The organism is Oribacterium sp. C9 (assembly GCF_002007235.1).
In the GTDB taxonomy this organism is placed as follows: domain Bacteria; phylum Bacillota; class Clostridia; order Lachnospirales; family Lachnospiraceae; genus Oribacterium.
Genome location: NZ_MUHW01000004.1, coordinates 119,511 through 136,767, shown reverse-complemented (window position 1 = coordinate 136,767; position 17,257 = coordinate 119,511). Strand labels below are relative to the sequence as shown.

The 17,257-nt window shown below is 37.9% G+C and carries 19 protein-coding genes and 1 pseudogene; 8 read left to right on the top strand and 12 right to left on the bottom strand.

Going from position 1 to position 17,257, the window contains the following annotated elements; translation table 11 throughout:
* Window positions 1-30: 30 nt before the first annotated feature.
* The 5 genes from BXO88_RS04200 to BXO88_RS04180 form a co-directional block, all read right to left on the bottom strand.
* Window positions 31-1,269, bottom strand: a complete 1,239-nt coding sequence (locus tag BXO88_RS04200) for a tyrosine-type recombinase/integrase (protein ID WP_078036507.1) — start codon at window positions 1,267-1,269, stop codon at window positions 31-33.
* Window positions 1,270-1,423: 154 nt separating this feature from the next.
* A complete protein-coding gene (locus BXO88_RS04195) occupies window positions 1,424-1,633 on the bottom strand; it encodes a DUF6462 family protein (protein WP_078036506.1) in 210 nt (69 codons plus the stop codon).
* Window positions 1,634-1,748: 115 nt separating this feature from the next.
* Window positions 1,749-2,195: a hypothetical protein gene (locus BXO88_RS04190; protein WP_078036505.1), complete on the bottom strand. Its 447-nt coding sequence runs from the start codon at window positions 2,193-2,195 to the stop codon at window positions 1,749-1,751.
* Window positions 2,196-2,451: 256 nt separating this feature from the next.
* Window positions 2,452-3,033 (bottom strand): DUF4143 domain-containing protein, encoded by a 582-nt coding sequence (locus tag BXO88_RS04185; RefSeq protein WP_206099963.1) that lies wholly within the window; start codon window positions 3,031-3,033, stop codon window positions 2,452-2,454.
* Between the two features lie 89 nt (window positions 3,034-3,122).
* Window positions 3,123-3,611, bottom strand: a complete 489-nt coding sequence (locus tag BXO88_RS04180) for an HD domain-containing protein (protein WP_078036504.1) — start codon at window positions 3,609-3,611, stop codon at window positions 3,123-3,125.
* Between the two features lie 280 nt (window positions 3,612-3,891).
* On the opposite strand from BXO88_RS04180, the gene BXO88_RS04175 reads away from it, so the two are divergent.
* Together BXO88_RS04175 and BXO88_RS04170 are read left to right on the top strand one after the other, a co-directional pair.
* Window positions 3,892-4,740, top strand: a complete 849-nt coding sequence (locus tag BXO88_RS04175; protein ID WP_078036503.1) for a tyrosine-type recombinase/integrase — start codon at window positions 3,892-3,894, stop codon at window positions 4,738-4,740.
* Complete coding sequence (locus BXO88_RS04170; RefSeq protein WP_078036502.1) at window positions 4,737-5,939, top strand: IS91 family transposase; 1,203 nt, start codon at window positions 4,737-4,739, stop codon at window positions 5,937-5,939. The genes BXO88_RS04175 and BXO88_RS04170 overlap by 4 nt, the downstream gene beginning before the upstream one ends.
* 486 nt (window positions 5,940-6,425) lie before the next feature.
* Here BXO88_RS04170 and BXO88_RS04165 read toward each other — a convergent pair whose 3' ends face one another.
* The 5 genes and pseudogenes from BXO88_RS04165 to BXO88_RS04145 form a co-directional block, all read right to left on the bottom strand.
* On the bottom strand, window positions 6,426-7,352 hold the full coding sequence (locus tag BXO88_RS04165) for a hypothetical protein (protein WP_078036501.1): 927 nt from the start codon (window positions 7,350-7,352) through the stop codon (window positions 6,426-6,428).
* 171 nt (window positions 7,353-7,523) lie between these two features.
* Window positions 7,524-7,625, bottom strand: a pseudogene (locus BXO88_RS17220) (YggS family pyridoxal phosphate-dependent enzyme); the annotation flags it as partial.
* A gap of 416 nt (window positions 7,626-8,041) precedes the next feature.
* Window positions 8,042-8,539 (bottom strand): flavodoxin family protein, encoded by a 498-nt coding sequence (locus BXO88_RS04155; RefSeq protein WP_078036499.1) that lies wholly within the window; start codon window positions 8,537-8,539, stop codon window positions 8,042-8,044.
* A 251-nt stretch (window positions 8,540-8,790) separates the two neighbouring features.
* Entirely contained in the window at window positions 8,791-9,048 is a 258-nt protein-coding gene (locus BXO88_RS04150) for a hypothetical protein (protein ID WP_078036498.1), read from the bottom strand.
* A gap of 196 nt (window positions 9,049-9,244) precedes the next feature.
* Window positions 9,245-9,571, bottom strand: coding sequence for a helix-turn-helix domain-containing protein (locus tag BXO88_RS04145; protein WP_078036497.1), 327 nt, complete (start codon window positions 9,569-9,571; stop codon window positions 9,245-9,247).
* A 901-nt stretch (window positions 9,572-10,472) separates the two neighbouring features.
* On the opposite strand from BXO88_RS04145, the gene BXO88_RS04130 reads away from it, so the two are divergent.
* Window positions 10,473-11,177 carry an XRE family transcriptional regulator gene (locus BXO88_RS04130; protein WP_078036494.1) on the top strand — a complete coding sequence of 235 codons (705 nt, stop codon included), beginning with the start codon at window positions 10,473-10,475 and terminating at the stop codon, window positions 11,175-11,177.
* A gap of 85 nt (window positions 11,178-11,262) precedes the next feature.
* Window positions 11,263-11,475: a helix-turn-helix transcriptional regulator gene (locus BXO88_RS04125; protein ID WP_206099962.1), complete on the top strand. Its 213-nt coding sequence runs from the start codon at window positions 11,263-11,265 to the stop codon at window positions 11,473-11,475.
* A 222-nt stretch (window positions 11,476-11,697) separates the two neighbouring features.
* Here BXO88_RS04125 and BXO88_RS04120 read toward each other — a convergent pair whose 3' ends face one another.
* Entirely contained in the window at window positions 11,698-12,657 is a 960-nt protein-coding gene (locus BXO88_RS04120) for an Abi family protein (protein ID WP_078036553.1), read from the bottom strand.
* A 308-nt stretch (window positions 12,658-12,965) separates the two neighbouring features.
* Window positions 12,966-13,328 carry a helix-turn-helix domain-containing protein gene (locus tag BXO88_RS04115; protein ID WP_168171612.1) on the bottom strand — a complete coding sequence of 121 codons (363 nt, stop codon included), beginning with the start codon at window positions 13,326-13,328 and terminating at the stop codon, window positions 12,966-12,968.
* A 172-nt stretch (window positions 13,329-13,500) separates the two neighbouring features.
* On the opposite strand from BXO88_RS04115, the gene BXO88_RS04110 reads away from it, so the two are divergent.
* The 4 genes from BXO88_RS04110 (at window position 13,501) to BXO88_RS04095 (ending at window position 17,256) form a co-directional block, all read left to right on the top strand.
* Window positions 13,501-13,866, top strand: a complete 366-nt coding sequence (locus BXO88_RS04110) for a helix-turn-helix domain-containing protein (RefSeq protein WP_442944902.1) — start codon at window positions 13,501-13,503, stop codon at window positions 13,864-13,866.
* A gap of 135 nt (window positions 13,867-14,001) precedes the next feature.
* Window positions 14,002-14,589: a recombinase family protein gene (locus BXO88_RS04105; protein WP_078036491.1), complete on the top strand. Its 588-nt coding sequence runs from the start codon at window positions 14,002-14,004 to the stop codon at window positions 14,587-14,589.
* Between the two features lie 2 nt (window positions 14,590-14,591).
* Window positions 14,592-16,499, top strand: coding sequence for a recombinase family protein (locus BXO88_RS04100; protein WP_078036490.1), 1,908 nt, complete (start codon window positions 14,592-14,594; stop codon window positions 16,497-16,499).
* Window positions 16,474-17,256: a hypothetical protein gene (locus BXO88_RS04095; protein WP_139355503.1), complete on the top strand. Its 783-nt coding sequence runs from the start codon at window positions 16,474-16,476 to the stop codon at window positions 17,254-17,256. Before BXO88_RS04100 ends, BXO88_RS04095 begins: the two co-directional genes overlap by 26 nt.
* Window position 17,257: the final 1 nt, after the last annotated feature.

Sequence of the window (17,257 nt, the reverse complement as noted above, 5' to 3'; positions counted from 1 at the left end):
TAAGTTGTCAAAGTTCTTACCTAATCTTTCTTAAAAGATATCATCCAATTTTGCCGCTAAGTTCTCAAATGACTTCTGTTTCATCTCTTGAGTTGCTTCAGCATAGATATTCATTGTGGTCTTTATATCTCTGTGACCCATGATATCCTGAATAACCTTGAGATTAGTTTCTGTCTCGCAAAGTCTTGTGCAGAAGGTGTGTCTAAGATGATGACACGAGAAATCCGGTAAAATAATCGGCTCTCTTCCTTCTTTCTTGGCGTTGAGAACTTCCTCTGCATTGTAGTTCTTGCAAATCCTACGGATTGTATCATTTACACTCTGAGGATTGTGAACCTTCTTAAATCTGTTACAGAAGATGAAACCTCTCATGCCATCAATAACCTGAGTGTTTCCACCTGTCACAGCCTGTTCTTCCTTCTCGATGTCAAATGCATCTTTTACGATATCAAGCATCGGGATTGTTCTGATACCGGCTTTTGTCTTCGGAAGTGATACACTGATCATTGTATCCTTCTTCTGAGTGCTGTAACGATATACAATGCTATGGTTTACGCTAATTATACGCTTCTCGAAATCAAGATCATCCCATCTCAAACCTAAACACTCACCGATTCTACAGCCTGTCCCCAAAAGCACCGTAAATAGCGGCCACCAGTGATAGTACACCGGATGCTTAGCCATGTAATCCATAAACACTCTCTGCTGATCTCTGGTAAGAGCATGTCTGACACCGACTTCCTTGTTACACTTCTTGGAAATCTCTGCCATTACTCCATCAGTAGGATTCTTCCTAATAATGTCATCTCTCACTGCAAGATTAAATGTCGGATGAAGCAGTCCATGAATTGTTTCCACAGAGCTTATCGAGACATTCAATTCATTCATCAGATAGTGATAATACTGAAGAACATCAGAATACTTGACCTCTATCAATTTCTTCATCCCGAAGTTGTCACGGACAAAGTGATCATAGAAGTAAAGATATCCATCCTTAGTGGAATCTCTAAGCTCGTATTTAGTTGATATGTAACGATCAAATGTATCATTGATGGTTGCCTTACCCTGTGCGTAAATATCCAAACCATCAAGCTGATCCCTCTGAAGCTTTCGCTCCTTCTCACGAAGCTCTGTCAGATCATTCGCATATATAAACTTTCTTCTCCCCAAAGGATCGGTATAAGAATACATATAACGAAGATCATCTTTTCTTTGAATCTCACCCGTTTTAAGGGCTCGACCTCTTAAGTCTTTCCTTGCCTTTGCCATCGAATTCCCTCCTGTTTCCAGGACCCGAAATCTATAGTTTTGCAAAAAAGACATCTGTTCTTTCTTATAATATATAATAAATCTTCCTTTTTCAATGCAAAATCTAGCAAATCAAGTCCCAGTACTGCTTTCTATTGTTTACCCAATCTAACTTTCAGAACTCTCTGAAGGTCTCAAGATACTTTTCAAAGAGCTCACAATTAACAAGCACAAGCTTATCTACCTTATAAGTAGCCTTAGCTTCCCTGGCTAAAGCCTGGAACTTTGAAAGACCCATGCTATATTTTTTTGCCCCTTCTTCATAACGTACAAACTTCTTTGCGAATAATGCTGTTTCTTCAACATCTGATCTTCTATATGCCATCTTTATGCTCCCCTCCTTAGTCTTGGTTCTACACGTTTTATCAATTTATGCTTAATTCTTCCTATTTTCCTAACTACCGACTGATAATCAATTCCCATCTCTTCTGAAAAATCACCTACTGTTTTTTACCCGAAAGATATTCTTTCATAACCTTCTGTTCTTTTGGTTTTAAGGTTTCAAGCTTACTTAAAAACGTTTGATAATCAATGTTCACCCTATGATATGTGGTTACTCTTCTTACAAGCACATCAGGATTATCTGTATCCTCGAAGAAGTCTTCATCCAAATATCCTTCATCTACAGCCTTTGCAATCGTTAGATGATTGATTGCCTTATTCATCGTTGGATTACTGATACCTATAGATACCTGGACTCTTACTCCAAGTTCTCCATTTTCCGATCTTCTGTTGTAAGTCTTCATTTCAATTACGTCAGTAATGATGTCTTCCCTATAATCTCTGATAATGGCTTTTAAGACTGCGTAATTTTCATATAGAAAATCGAATCTCTGCTCTACATCACTATCTAAATACTCGTCAATGCTGATTGACTCGAATTCCATACTTACCTCCTATAAAATTTCTGAAGCATAACCGGTATTGCTTCTTATATCTCGTTGACATGATTTATTATAGGTTGAGTCTCTTTTTAAATCGTTACCCAAAGAATGGACTAATCCTGTCAAAAGTCCAATAGGATTGTACTTTGGGGCAAAAAGAAAAGACATATAGGCCGCTAGGTCTATACGTCTTCTGAATTTGACATATATATTTTGTTAAAATGTTATGATTATGGCAGATAAGTACTAACATAATCATTTATAGATCTTCAATTATAAATGACAGCATGTAAATAGAATATAATTTCAGCATTTCACTGTTTCCTATATCTTTTTGAGACAACAATATTTCCTTTGCAACATACTTGGAATACTTTTTCTGAAATTCAGTAATTGATTCATGCTTTCCAATTCCTGATGACTTGACTTCTATCGGAACTATTTTTGTTTTTGATGCAAGTAAAAAATCAACCTCATAGTAATGAGAACTGTTTTCTTTCTCCCATGTATGATAATAGAGGTCTATATCTGTTCCGGCTATTACCTGAGCAACTGCATTTTCGTATAGATATCCCAAATCTGCGGGGAGCGAATCACTTAATAATTTCGTATAAATATTTTCGTCAGTCTTTCCTGCCGATCTAAAAATCATTGTAGTAAACAGTCCAGTGTCGGCTAAATATAGTTTGAATGTATCATCATCTCTCGTTTGAGGTAGCGCTATGCTTGGATTGTGAACATTGTGACAAGCCAATACAGTTTTTGAATCCAATAAATCATGCAAACGTTCTAAGTCTTTATCAATCTTCTTTTTACCTGTAGCTGCAGAAATATCAATCATGTATCCTGGCAGATTTTCAGATTAATAATTTAAACCTCTATCTCATTTATTTGGGATAGAGGTTATTTGTGCAAATCTGAAGTTGTCGCTTAGATACCACAGACAAGCCTCAATATATGTGTTCCGCTTTTTGTCTGCATGATCCTTTCCATGAAGTTTGCTATGTTTTCCTTGCTATATCCATTCTCTGATGCATTCGCGATATAATCCGCCTCAACAAGTATTTGATAATCCGCACTATCTATATATTTAAAGGTATGATGATGCCCGACAAGAAATGAGACTCGGTCGATTTGTTCTTCCGACATTCCTGTGTCAGCAAGAAAATCTCGCACCATTAAAGCGCCTTCTTCTTCCTGATACTTTCCGTTGGTATTGCCATATTTTTCACGACAAAGCGGACAGGCTATGTCATGCGTGATAGCGGCAACTTCCAGAACGAATTGTTTTTCCTGATCCAAATTTTCCAATTCACCTATGGTCTTTGCATAAGACCATACGCGAATCAGGTGGTCTATATCATGAATGTTTCCGTTGGAAAAAGAAATCATTTTCTCCATTATTTTAGATATGGTCATAACCGCTATTCCTCCAAATTCCGATTGAACAAAATCGCTGCGCGATGGCCTGCCAGGGCTGTGGCGCAGTTTTACTTTATTGACAATTAAAAAACAGTGGAAGTACTTTTCGTAATTCGGTATTGTTAAGTTACCACACAAAACAACTGAATACTGAAAGCCCCACTGCCTATGAAAACAATAGCATTTAACGGCGTCTTCCGCAATCGGAATTATGATGCCAACGCGCCTCCTGATGGGTAGTTGTCACTGTAAACACTACTTAATCATGGAGGTTTTTATGTACGAAGATATTTTTGCTTCTATCCGTCAGGCTGCTGAAAAACGTAACCTGCGGGAACGTACCATCCATCTCTATTGCAGCGATGTTGGATATTTCCTACGCTGCACAAATAAGCCAGTTTCTGAGCTCTCTCTTGAGGATGCAGATGCCTTCCTTACCATGAAACGTCTGGAGGGAAGGTCTCCTGAGACTCATAACCATTATCGTTCATCCATCAAGTTTCTCTATAAGAGAGTCCTTAAGATTCCCTGGGATGACGAGGAAGTCCCCGCCATGAAGCGGGAACGGAATCTTCCGACAGTCCTTACGCCGCAGGAAATGAACGCGATTATCGATGCAACGGATAACCTTAAACACAAGGCTATCATTGCTACTATGTATTCCTCCGGTCTTCGCGTGTCAGAAGTTATCCATCTCCACTATGACGATGTCTCCCGCACTAACATGACCATTCATGTCCGGGAAGCCAAGGGCCGGGTTGACAGATACACTATACTCGCTAAGAAGAATCTTGACCTGCTTACTGAATACTGGTTTAAGTGCGGGCGTCCGACAGGTATCCTCTTTCCCAGTTCATGGACCGGAGAATATCTTGATATTTCCAGCGTCAATCAGTTTTTTAAGGCAAGTGCCAGAAAGGAAGGTATCACACGTCGTGTATCTTCTCATGCCTGCCGTCATAGTTTCGCAAGTCATTTGTTCGAGAACGGTGTCGACATCAAATATATCCAATCTCTTCTTGGACACGTAGACTCTCGTTCTACAGATGTATATCTGCATGTGAGCAATAAAACGCTTCTCGGCATCCGCAGTCCTTTTGATGGTCCGAAGGGCGGTGAATCATGAGCGCTGATTGTACAATTCAGGATATATTCAACCGCTTTTATCCTGCGTACACGAAAACCCATGAACTCTCTGCAGCTCAGCGAAAAGCAGCTTATCACATCAGGAACTGCAAAACCGGTGCATTCGGTATCAATGTCAGTGTCTGTGAAGACTGCGGCTGTATTTCGATCCACTATAATTCTTGCCGTGACCGGTGCTGTCCCATGTACCAGGAGTTCCCAAAGGAAAAGTGGGTGGACGCCCGCCGGGAAGATGTACTGGATGCGCCATACTTCCACGTAGTCTTCACTGTCCCGGAGGAACTGAACCCGGTAATCTATAGCAACCAGAAGCTTCTGTATGATGCCCTTTATCACGCTTCATCTGACACACTCCAGGAACTGGCCTCAGACAGCAAGTATCTTGGTGCGGATATCGGGTACATCTGTATTCTCCATACCTGGGGGAGTGAGATGAACTTCCATCCCTGGGGGAGTGAGATGAACTTCCATCCCCACATCCATGCCGTTGTGCTTGGCGGCGGTCTTGACTCCAAAAACCATTGGAAAGACAACGGAGAAGAGTTCTTTCTTCCTATCAGGGTCATTTCGCGCCTTTTCCGTGGCAAGTATCTTGCGGAGCTGAAACACCTTTGGGAAGATGGAAAACTTGAATTCCACGGCAGCGCGGAGTTCTTTAAAAACCACTATGCGTTCAAAGAACTGCTGGACTCCTGTTACAGCAAAGAATGGATTCCTTACTGCAAGAAACCGTTTGATGGCGCGGAATCCGTTATCAAATATCTCGGGAAGTATACCCATCGGATCGCAATCATCAACTACCGTATTAAAAACATGACGGACAGCACGGTTACCTTTACTGCTAAAGATTACAAAAACCAGGGACAATGGAAAGAGGTCACAATCACCGGCGAAGAATTCATCCGCCGGTTCCTGATGCATGTCCCTCCAAAAAGGTTCGTACGGATCCGTCACTACGGTCTTCTGTCTTCACGGAACAAGAATCGTAAGATCACGCTGTGCCGGAATCTTCTGGGCTGCCAAAAGTATTTGTCCCGGCTGAAGGATCTGGATGCCCCTGCGATCATCCGGCTTCTCTATAACAAGGATGTCTGTAAGTGCTCATACTGTGGCGGAAAAATCATTCCTGTAGGTGCTGATCCATCTTTGCTCCGATCAGAACCGCATATGCTCTGTTGATACCTTGAAGCTGAATACGGATCCTGTGAAGCCTTTCAAAGGCTTATTTCTGATGCGATCATCGTGGTTTTCTAGTACAAAACAGTACATTTATCAGAGGATCCATGCTACACTCTGGACAGAAGCGGTCTGATTGAAAACCCATATATACCGGCAATCCGGACGCGCTTTGTTCAACCAGGAAAAATCGAAATTGATGCAAACGAAAGGGCAGCTATTGGAAAGCGTAATGCTGCTTTTTCGTTTGCACCATCTTCGATTCTTTCCTTAACGATTTATCGATTTAATATGCAAATAATCATACTACACACATTGTTACAAGCACAAACGGATATTGACTTAAACCTTTCATAAATGTATAGTCTAAAAAAGGGAGCAACCACTCTGATTGCGTCCTTACAAATCTAAATTATCATAGAATACCCATATTTACAGAAATAATTTCAAACTCTCGTTTAGAAAAATAGATAAGTTAAAAATACTATTTTATAAGCTCTTATATTCCTCACTTAAATAGTTTGGTACATCAATACGCGTCTTACACAACAATGATTTTAAAGTGGGATTTTGAGGATGATGTATTTGTGGCAAATTCGCTTTATTATAGTTTGCGTCAAAAAAATAGTCATCCAATTCATAAAATACCATTTCATTGATTTGTTTCAATTTTTCTGTATCCGTCAATGTACTAAAATAAGCTTTCTTTTCTTTTGATAATGAGACATCATTAGTAAACATAAAAATTTCCGTTTGTTTCTCAAACGGTAATATAGCGATATTGATCCAGGAAATCTTGTTTTGCGATACTTTTAATCCAGAATCTTTGTTGTATTTGTAAGGGAATTCTCCTTGAGCAGCTATAGGTGTAGTATAATCTAGTTTTTTTCTATATATGAGATGAAAATTTTTTTCATCATCTTCAAGCATATCATATATGCTTTGGATTTCATCAGCATTTGCATAAAATAGTGCAGTGTAATGTTCAATAGCGTCTCTGATTGATGATTGACTTTTATCAAATTCAGATAACATGTTTAGTGCCACCCAAATGTCATATTGCTTCTTCAGAGCATTCTTGAATGCTATCTCTTTCAATATTTGGTTTAAATTTGTTGGATTTGAGTAGTTTTTTGGGTTTTCATATGTTTCAAAAGCTTTGTTATCACATTCTTTACATAACATATAAAAAACACCGGCTTTATCTATATTGATATAGTTTGGTTCAAAACCAGACAATTCAAATTGATAGGAACTTTTGTACGCATGGTTGGATATACATTTGAGTACAAATTGAGGTATTGTATGTGATGCTATAATTTTTTCGTTTTCACATAATAAGCAAGAATCTACAATTTTACTTGACACTGATTGATTTCTGATTTTCTTATAGCTACCGAGAGCGGATATTTTCATGCTTATACCTCTGGATTTACAACTAGCGATTAAACTTTATTTAGTATTATCATTGCAAAATATAATTACACAACAGATGATATTATATCATAGGTTTATAGACATATTGAACAATGTTTAAAAATCAGCTTGGGATTATTTATAAGTACCATGTGTTCTATTTTGGGATTACTATAAATTATAGTTCCTATTTTCGAATATGGCGGTACCGACCCTCACCATCGTTGCGTCCTCTTCCACTGCCACTTCATAATCTCCCGTCATCCCTATGGAAACTACCGGGAGGCTGAAATCAGGGTCATCAGTGGCGATCAGCTTTTCATCATAAAGCTCATGAGCCAGGGCATTTAATTTCCTGAAGAAAAGTCTGTTGGTCTCCGGATCCTCTGTATATGGTGCCGAAGTCATAAAGCCAAGGACCTAAAACCAAAAATTTTTAAACAAAATTATTTTGACTCATAACCCCCTGCTATTACTGGCTCTGTAAGGTTTTGTTCATTTTAAATAAAATCTACAAAACAGTAATATACACCTATACAATATTGTAATAGTTTTGTTTGTTTTTACAGTAAAATATGTCATAAGTGGTAGATAAATGGTTTATTTCAAATCAGACAGATGCTCCTACGGCTTTTGCCTCTTTATAAGCATCCGACTCTGTAACATCCATCGAGCCAGTATCGAAAAAACTAAGCGTTTTTTATGAATTCCATTCCGTCAAAACAATCAAGAAAACCCTGAATCGGCTCATTCACTCTCTTAAAATCCTCCTCGAATGTATCTGAAGGACCTTCGGCCGTAGTGATGAAATAAAACTTCTTGTTCTTGATTTTCTCAATCACCGCATAGGTTCTGTCCATAAACTGCTTCAGTTGAGAGGATATGCTGAAGAAATACACGGGAGACGCAAAGACCAAAACGTCCGAATCAAGAACCTTTTCCAACATTGGCGTAATATCATCCTTCCAGATGCAGGTGCCGCCGTTCCGCTTGCATGACTGACAATCAATACAACCATGTGTGCTTTTCTTCATGAAGAGATATTCGGTTTCAACCTCATGACCTGCTGACTGTGCTCCCTGGATGAATTGCTGGGTAATCTTGTCCGTTTTACCGTTTTTTTCGCACCGACTACAACATAGACCTTCATGTTGAATTCTCCTCAAATACCGATTTATCGTTTGCATATGCAAATAATCATACTACAATCCTTGGTACAATCACAAACTGATATTGACTTATATCTTTAATAAATATATAGTCAGAAAAAGGAAGCAACCAGTCTGATTGCTCCCTCATAAATCTAAATTATCATAGAATACCCATATTTACAGAAAAAATTTCAAACTCTCTTAAAATCCTTCAATAAAAAAATCACCATCTATTCTCTTAACTTCATACACATGCTCTATCGATAGGCCAATGTTATACTTTATCATCAGCTTATAGTGACATTGCTTATAGCTTTGTTCATCGTAGGATTGCTGACTCCCATTGATACCTGAATCCTCACTCCCAGATCTCCCTTTGCAGCCCTTCTGTTAAAAGATTTCATCTCAATGACATCAGTTATAATGTCTTCCCTATAATCCTTGATGATGGCCTTCAAAACCGAATAGTTTTCATAGAGAAATTCAAACTTCGTAGCAACATCACATTCCAAATACTCATCAATGCTAATTGCCTCAGAATCCATATGTACCTCCTATTTTGAATTTCTGAAGCGTAACCGGTTAGCTTCTTGTATCTCTTCGACATGACTTATTATAGGTTGTTATACTTTCCAAATCGTTACCCGGAGTTTGTACTTATGGTTCCAAAAGTACAATGCCGTTGTACTTTTGCAGAAAAGAAAAAGACGCTGCTATCTGCAACGTCTCATATACTTATAATCACATATTTGCCCAGGCTTTAAGCTGTGCAAGAAGCATGGTCTGCATTTTTTTATCTTTGATCATCGTAAGCATAACCTCCGCCTCTGAAATAAAAGGATCATCATTTCTGTCAAATCCCATCAGATAATTTGGAGTTGTATGCAGATGATCTGAAAGCTCCTTCAGTACACTTGCCTTGATATCCACCTTATCATTCTCATAAGCTGAGATCGTTGACTTAGGAATGCACATTGCTTCCGCAAGCTGCTCCTGAGTCATCTTAAGTACCTTTCTGCAATTTCTGATTATTCTTCCCATAGTGTTTTCATTAGATTTAGAATTCATCTTTCCCTCTTTCCGGGCTAAAACCAGAAAAAGGTCAAAATAAAGGACGCACAATAAGATGATCAGCCTTTAACTGATTTCTTATCATGCGTCCGCGGTGGGTCATGCCCCCATATCATGATGCCCTCATTTAATTGTCATTTTATACACGGTATACCGTGCTTGTTCTATAAATCTTCTACTTCTGCAGGTATAATCCAAAAGTCATTTTCTTACGTATAGACATGAACCTGATCTTTTATTTACAGATAACATCTGCCGGTATTATCTGACATCTTTATTATTCCATGTTCGGTAAAATTCTTAAACTCAAGCGTTCTTGTACATTTGTGTGTACGACATCTGATGATGACTCCGTTCATGACCGGAGTATCTTTAACTCCTGAAGCTATATAATACATTTTCATAGATTTCTTGCACTGCTTACAATAAAACTCAATCCTATCCATCCTGACTTGTCACCTCCGATTCAATATATTGGGTAAACTCTTGAAAAGGAAAGGGAAAGTCACCTTTACAAGTCTTTTGAAAATGCTGATCTTTTCTTTTTTCTGATGAACCGACTATTATCCTCCGAGGTCCGAGCAATTCATGTTTTGCCTCTATACTCTTATACCTATACGAAGCATGCCTCATGTACCCCTACGCATATAAACATCCTTCTCCATGTGTTCATTCCCTCCAAATCACACAATTTTCACAGACAAGTTCCGATCGCATGAGGCCATGCTGTCTGTGTTTTGCCTCCCTACGCAAACAACTATAGTTCTAATCAAGTTGTTATTCAAGGCTACTATACATCACATTTTATAATCATATTAGATTTTATTTGTGTTTTAATGTTTGGAATGGTATATTCATAATCAGATACCACCCAGGGTAGTAAATAGAAAGGTAGCTCATGAAGAATATAGGCGAAGTTATATCATATTACAGAAAGAGCAGGAAAATGTCTCAGATTGATATATCCAATGAACTAGTAAAATATGATATACATATAAAAAATGCAGCGGTTAGTGCATGGGAAAAAAGAAATATTATTCCGTCTGCTGACACACTGCTGGCTCTATGTGAAATACTAAAAATCAATGATATCTATACAGAGTTCATCGGCGAAAACCCTAATGATCCTTTTAAGGATCTGAATGAAGAAGGTATACATAAAGCTCTTGATTATATAGAGCTCTTGAAGAAAACCGGTGAATATAAAAAGCATTCTACAGAGATCATTGCCTTAAAGCCTCGTATAATGAAGGTCGCACTGCTATCAGCATCCGCTGGAACCGGAAACTTTATTGATGACGAAAACTTTGATGAAGTGGAAATATATGACTCTGTTCCGAGAAAGGCAGACTTTGGAGTATACCTTGATGGTGATAGTATGGAGCCAAAGTATAAAAACGAACAGCTGGTATGGATAGAACAGACCGACTCTCTTGATTCCGGCGATATCGGACTCTTCTATCTCGATGGTAAAACATATTTTAAAAAGTATTTAAAAAAAGCTACCGGGAGTTTTCTGATATCGTTGAATGCCAAATATAAACCCATATCCATAGGGGAATTCAGCTGTTTCAAGATCTTTGGCAGACTCGCCATCGATTGATATACAATTTATTGTACAGGTTCCATGGTATATTATTACTTGTAAGTAATGCTTTACCAGATTTCACGAGAGGAGATTTGATATTTTGAAAGAATTGATCTATTCAAACATTATCCACGATCTTCGCAAAGAGCGGAAAATCAGCCAGAACAAACTGGCGGAAGACCTAGGAATCAGCAGGCGTACGATCAGCATGATAGAAAATGGCGAACAGAATGTATCCCTGGATTATGCTTACAGGATCTCCGCCTATTTTAATCTTCTGGTGCAGGACGTCTTTCCCGTATTAACAGAATAAAAGCTAATTCCAACAATAATTATTCACATATTCATAAAAAAGAGCAAGAAAAAAGAACACCTAAGTGTTCTCAAATCTTCAAGTACGGAATTGATGCAGGCACCGCTTCCGCTGAAAACCTCTAAGGTTTTCGTTCGTTGTAAACATTATATAATGTCAAATTATTTATGTCAAATGCTATTTAATATAACATTATATCTGTCATATATCTGTCAACATCACTTATTTCCTTAGAACAGGTCTATTCCTACAGTTTTCAAGATATTCAACTATCTGACATACAAATCTATAGTTTTCAACCAGGACGTCATTTTTTACAAAATAAGACTTGTTTCTTAACACTGTTTCCTGAAAAAATGTTTTGACCCTATTCATTCCTTTGTCACGCATACTTCTATTAGCAGCTGTATTAGTTATATCATAGTAAACAAATAGTAATACTACAAAATCATGAACTATCGGATTTTCCATCTTACTACGATAACTGGTTTGAAATTTTTTGGATTTAGTAAGTACATCCATAATATCCATATTTTTATTAATCTTAATAGAATATGGTTTTCTTAAGGAATTAAGGAGACAAGTATTATGTGCTGCCGCATTTCTTAAAAATTTGATACTTCCTAAATACGATGTATAAGAGTGTCCTCCATATATTCCATAATAAAGATTATATAATTCTATGAAGCGTCCAAACGATAGAGTTTCAATTAAACTCCATACAGGTATTTTGCTTTCATCCTCTTTGAATTTTTGTATCAGTTCAGATGTTGCAGACTTGTCTTTATTAGAAAAAAGATTAGTTAATATTGAATAGTCACTATTTATAAAACGTTTTACAATATTATAACCATCCTCATTATCGTTATTCGTAACATCTCTCATAAAGCGAGTTTTTAAAATATGTTCAATATCTAAACATAAGCCAACTATAAGACGACGAAAATACATATCTAGCGTTGACAACTCTACAAGGTAAGCAAAATCCAGATTTACATATTTATCTTTCAGTTCTTTCTTACTGTATTTTATATAATTTCGGGCATAAGACTTAAGTTTGAAATAGTAATTATTATACTGCAGGAATTTCTTAGCATCCTCTTCAACAAATAATTCAAATTTCACATTTTTTGATTTTAAGTCCTCAATCTGTTCATCAAAAGAAAGTTTAATTTTATCCATTATCATTTATAAGAAACTAATTTCAAAAAATTCATATCACTATCTCCAAAATTATATTGTCTGCATGTATTCAAGTCAATATATATGATACTATGGCATTGCACACCAACAGTATTCTCCGTTCTTTGATAGCTTACGTCTGATAATATGCCAACTCCTCATCTACGGTTTCGCCGGCAATGAGGAGTTTTTTTCCTGTATCATCTTTAACTTTATAAGTATCCTCCGTGTGTTGCAGGTTTATAATTAACTTCCGGTCGCTTAATTGACTTTCAGTGTATTCAAAGCCATAGCATTCTACACTACAATTATCTTATCCGCCTAACCAGAAGATGCTTATTCGCCCTAAGGGATTCTTTGGTAGAAGTGATTATGTCCAACAGTATTCGTAACTCCCCGTCACTACAGTCAAAAATTACAGAGGTAAAATTATGATTCATGATTATGACCGTATTCTTTAAGCTGTCTTGAAGAAGATCATCAGCCGTCGCATCAAGAGTATTAGCTATGTCTATGAACGTTTCTAGACTCATGCTTTTCACTCCATTTTCTATATAACTCATATACGATGGAGATATTTCGACTTTTTCCGACAGTATATTCTGCGTCAAGCCCTTCTTTTGTCTGAACACACGAATACGTTCTCCAAGCGCACATCTATCAAGTCCCATACACATTACCTCCTTAATACCATATTGCAATATTATTTAATAAAGTATTATAGCCACTCGGCTATGTGATAGCCATATGACCATATAAAACATAGTCACTTATTGATAAAATGTGTGCACATAATAGCCACTCTCATTAGGCTTTGAGTCAGTACAGGAGGTGATGGGCAGTTTGGACGATCAATACCTTGCATTTTACAAGACAATCGGAGAAAGAATAAAGGAGATTCGGATCCAGAAGAAAATGAGCCAGGCTGAGCTTGCTGAAAAAGCACACTTATCACTACCCGTCATAAGCAGTCTGGAAAATGCACGAACCAAGATCTGGCTTGTGACATTTGCCAAAGTTGCTGAGGCCCTGGAAGTTTCCACAGATGATATCTTAAGACTTAATACTCCAAGTTCCTCTGCAAGTTTCCCTTCTGAATTAGCTGAAATACTTGATGGATGTACTACTTCAGAACGTGAATCCATCCTAAAAATCGTAAAACAACTTAAAGCTACCTTTGAACAACACAAAAAAGATTTTACATACTGACAGATCAGCGTTTATGCTGGTCTGTTTTTTTATGTAATTCTCTCAGGGTCACTGAACATGACCATAGGTTTATTCTTTATAGCCAAATGACTATATATAATTAATACGTGACATCATTAAACACAGGAGGCAGTTATGGACACTCTTGACGTATATAAAAGTTTAGAAGCAATCAGCTCCTCTCCATCGTCATTCCTTATCAGTGATGACCCAAAACTTGCTCGAATGATAATGCAACATAAGGAATGGCTTAAAAATATAAGACATGAACGCCCCAATGTGACAACCCCTTTCAAGATAGGGGTGTATATTCGATATTTCAATCAGACTAAATATGATAACTATTTATCCTACCATAAGAAGCAGTTTGAAGACTCGATAGCTTTATGTCCGAACTGGACATTAGAGGACTTCTATATTGATGAGGGTTCCTCCGTCCCTAATATGGAGAGTTCTCCGGCATGGTGCAGGCTTCTTACCGACTGTATGAATAGGAAAATAGACCTTATTATCACCCAAAAAATATCAAACGTATCAAAAAGCATAGATGAGATAACCATATGTGCCAGACTTCTGGCATCACAGGATCCCCCCATAGGAATATATTTTATTTCCGAGGATATTTTCACTCTCGCATCATATTATCAGGAAGATCTGCACGATACTTATCTCCTACCAAATACTTCCGAAACACCTAAAATCAGTGCGCCTGTCGAGGAATAGACATGATTGATGAATCCAAACGTTTAGAAAAGCAAGCTGAAAAAGCAAAAGTCCGGAAACGTATACAGATAAAAGTAGATCCTGACCATTATGAATATATCCCTGCAAAGAAACAAATCGATTATTACGATAATGACGCCCCCATGCGTGTTGGTATATATGTACGAGTATCCACAGATGATATAAGACAGACAACTTCATATGAACTTCAGAAAAAGTACTATGAAGATTTTGTAAATCGTCATCCCCGCTGGACTTTAGAAAAAATCTATGCTGACGAAGGTATTAGCGGAACCTCCCTAAAGCATAGAGACGCTTTTAATGAAATGATAGCTGACAGTAAAGCCGGTAAACTTGACCTCATCATAACCAAAAGTGTTTCCAGATTTGCCAGAAATGTCATGATCACTATTGGAACTGCCCGGGATCTTGCACGATTAACTCCACCTGTAGGTATATTTTTCGAATCCGAATGTATCTTTTCGTTGAACGATGAATCACAGATGGCACTTACATTCCAGGCTACGATGGCAGAGGAAGAATCTCATATAAGAAGCCGTAGCATGGAGACATCTCTGAGGATGAGGCTCGATAATGGTATACCTTTAACACCGAAACTGCTTGGGTACACCCATGACATAGACGGCAATCTTGTTATCAATCCGGAAGAGGCACCAACTGTAAAGCTTACTTTTTTTATGTATCTTTACGGATATTCCACACAACAGATTGCAAATGCCCTGATAGCTTTAGAGCGTAAATCCTACCTTGGGAACATCAAATGGACTCCAAGCAGTATCATACAGATACTAAGAAACGAAAGACACTGTGGTGATGTGCTTACAAGGAAAACTTATACAGAAGATTTCCGTACCCATAGAACACTTAAGAATCGTGGCAACCGCCCACAGAGCCACTACTTTAATCACCATGAGGCAATCATATCACGGGATGATTTCATTGCAGTTCAGCGTCTTCTTGACAGCTCAAAGTACGGGAATAAATCTATATTGCCGGAATTACGTGTAATAGATAAAGGGATACTTAAAGGATTTGTATCCATAAATCCTAGATGGTCCGGCTTTAAGGAAAATGATTATTTTCAGGCTTCACACAGTGTTTATAAAAAAAGCGAAGAATCTGATACAGCAAATCAAGATACTATACAGATAGAGGTAGAAGCCGGGGATCTAGATCTGAGAGGTTTTGAAATAGCAAGGTCCGAATTTTTTGATTCAAAGACGCAACCATATATACATATCGCGGATAAAGAAATCCGCTTCAATTCTGTATGTGTGAGGAAATTTGGAACCAATAATACGGTCGAACTTCTTATCCATCCACTTAGAAAGAAATTTGCAGTTCGTCCTACTACCAATGAAAACAGAAACCGGATTATATTTTCAAAGCTTGATGATGGCATGTATGTACCACGCAGCATCTCTACTGCCGCATTCAGTGACACCCTGTTTAAGATCATGGGCTGGAACACTGAGTATAAATACAGAATCATAGGTTCTCTTTATGAAAAAGAAAATGAACTGGCATACATATTTGATGCTAATGAATCAGAAGCATACATAAAATCCTCTCATTATCCTAATAGCTGTGAAGAGGACGGGACTATTCATTCCCAGCCATTTACGCCATGTGGGAACCGCATCCGTGCCATCCCTGAATGCTGGGTAGAGAATTTTGGTAAACCTTTCTACCTGCATAATAAATCCTTACATGCTCTCGAACGTCAAAGTGAGTCGGAGTGGAAATTAAGAATGGAAGGGCAATTATATGAAACAGGTAAAAAGATCAATGTAACACCGTATGAAACTCTTAGAAGTTATATAAGGCAGGAACTCAGCTCAGTTAACATGTCGGAGGAAACTAATGAATCAAGTGATCAGCAAAACTGATGTATTGAATCAGCTCTTAAAGGATGTGACAGGCCCTATAAAAAACGATTCCATAATAAAACAATCTTCATCCTCTGTCCCCGAGGAAGAGATCATAGATCTGGGAAATAATTTTGATTTCAATGGATTTCAGGTGGTACGCAGAGAATTCTTTGCTCATATCCATGAACCCGCTGTCACCTTATGTAACTGCAAATTTTATGTTAACAGTGCATGTCTTCAAAGATTTCCTGATACCAATTCTGTTCAGGTTCTTATCAATCAGAATACAAAGGTCATGGCTATTAAGCCCTGCCCTCCCGACTCAAAGGATTCATTCATCTGGTGCAGTATTTCGAAAGGTAAAAGAAAACCTCGGCAGATAACCTGTAAGATTTTCTTTGCCAAGCTCGTCAGCCTGATGCAATGGAATCCTGATTATCGATATAAACTGCTTGGAAAAATGATACATGCGAACGGTGAAACTCTTATTGCATTCGATCTCACGGCTACGGAAGTCTTCCAGAGGACAGTCACAGAAGGATCAAAGGCAAAGACATCCAAAACTCCCATATTCCCAGCGGAATGGCAGAATCAATTTGGACTCTCTTACAACGAACATCAGCAATATATGGAGATTGATATTTTCGATGGATATGCAGTTTATTCCATCAAGGACAATTCCACCATTCCGAAACAAAAATCAAACGTGAATCACGAAACAACATCTGAATCCAAAGACGCCATCCATGAAACCCTCATAATGAACGGAGCATAGC